Raw genomic sequence first — 1635 nt, 5'->3', positions numbered from 1 at the left:
GGCGCCCGGCCGGCGGGCCGGGCGCCGTCCCTTCCAGCGGGGTCCTGGGACCGACGGACCTAGTACGACGACGTCGCGGCCTTCCGCTGCGGCCACAGCGCGATGGCCAGGCCGGCCAGGACGCTCAGGGCGTGCAGCCCGTTGTCGGCCGCGTTGATGTTGAGGACGTTGATGTCCGGGTTGCCCACGGCGAACAGGCCGTAGACGAAAGCGGCGCCGTACCCGGCCACGAGCAGCCAGCCGAACGTGCGCGCCCGGCCGAGCGTGGACGACAGGCTCACGCCGACGATCCCGATCAGCAGGTGCACGATGTTGTGCAGCGGGTTGATCGCGAAACCGAGCAGCGTCTGGCTGTGGTCGTGCTCGGCGAACCCGCTGAATCCTGTCACGAGGAACCCCGCGGCTCCGACGAGCAGGTAGACCGCGCCGATGATGAGGGCGAGCCACTGGGACACCCCGCGCGTGCGCGTCGGGGACATGGACTGGGTCATGGCCTTTCTCCGTTCTGTTCGGCGTGTGCCTCACAGACGGTTCGGAGCGACGTCATGTCCGGATGGGTCCGGTTTCGTGAGGCACCACCCCGCTCCCGTGGCGAGTCCCGCGCGCCAGGGTGAAGGTGATGAGGAACGTTCACCGACCGAAGGAGAGACGTCATGGGCATCGACGACAAGCTCAAGAACGCCGCCGAGGACGCCGCCGGCAAGGCCAAGGAGGCGGCCGGCAAGGTCACGGGCAACGAGTCGCTCGAGGCCGAGGGCCAGGCCGACCAGGACAAGGCGTCGCTCAAGAAGGCCGGCGAGAACGTCAAGGACGCCTTCAAGGACAAGGACTGACCCTCACACGTCCTCGACGAGCCCCGCCTCGTACGCGAGGATCGCCGCCTGCACCCGGTTGCGCACCCCGAGCCGCGTCAGGATCGCGCTCACGTGCGCCTTGACCGTTCCCTCGGACAGGTGCAGGCGTGTCGCCACGGCCTGGTTGGCCAGTCCACGGCCGACCAGGCCGAGCACCTCGGTCTCGCGCGGGGTCAGCACGGCCACCCGTTCGGCCGCCGTGCGCCGGCGGGCGGGCTGCCCCGTGCGGAACCGCGTGATCATCCGGTACGCGATGCGCGGGGACAGGTACGCCGCTCCGCCGGCCACCGCGCGCACGGCGATGATCAGCTCGCGCGGGTCGGCAGCCTTCAGCAGGAACCCGACCGCGCCCTCGTCCATCGCGCGCGTGACGTAGTCGTCCTCGTCGAAGGTGGTCAGCATGACCACCGCGGCTTCCGGGACAGCCCGCCGGAGCTCGGCGGCCGCGTGGAGACCGTCCATCGTGGGCATCCGGATGTCCAGCAGCACGACGTCAGGGCGGTGCAGCCGGGCGAGCTCGACCGCCTGCGCGCCGTCCCCGGCCTCGGCGACCACCTCGATCTCCCGGTCGCTGCCGAGGATCGCCGCGACGCCGACCCGCAGCACGGCGTCGTCGTCGGCCAGCAGGACCCTGATCACGACTCCTCCCCCGCGGCCGGGATGCGGGCGCGCACGGCAAAACCGTCGCTCGTAGGACCGGCGGCGAAGGTGCCGCCCACGACCCGCACGCGCTCGGCGAGGCCGAGCAGGCCGCTGCCACGGCTCGCCGGGCCCGGCCCTG

Annotated in this window: 3 protein-coding genes; 1 reads left to right on the top strand and 2 read right to left on the bottom strand. The window is 71.7% G+C overall.

Annotated elements, in window-relative coordinates; genetic code table 11:
- Positions 1-59 precede the first annotated feature (59 nt).
- A complete protein-coding gene (locus PROKR_RS20460; protein WP_020014875.1) occupies positions 60-491 on the bottom strand; it encodes a DUF4383 domain-containing protein in 432 nt (143 codons plus the stop codon).
- A gap of 162 nt (positions 492-653) precedes the next feature.
- Between PROKR_RS20460 and PROKR_RS20455 the strand changes: the two genes are divergently transcribed.
- Positions 654-833 (top strand): CsbD family protein, encoded by a 180-nt coding sequence (locus tag PROKR_RS20455; RefSeq protein ID WP_036966580.1) that lies wholly within the window; start codon positions 654-656, stop codon positions 831-833.
- Between the two features lie 3 nt (positions 834-836).
- Here PROKR_RS20455 and PROKR_RS20450 read toward each other — a convergent pair whose 3' ends face one another.
- Positions 837-1493: a response regulator gene (locus PROKR_RS20450; protein ID WP_036966577.1), complete on the bottom strand. Its 657-nt coding sequence runs from the start codon at positions 1491-1493 to the stop codon at positions 837-839.
- Positions 1494-1635 lie beyond the last annotated feature (142 nt).

The sequence above is a fragment of the Promicromonospora kroppenstedtii DSM 19349 genome (genome assembly GCF_000515355.1).
Lineage (GTDB): Bacteria > Actinomycetota > Actinomycetes > Actinomycetales > Cellulomonadaceae > Promicromonospora > Promicromonospora kroppenstedtii.
This window is presented reverse-complemented; position numbering and strand designations above follow the sequence as displayed.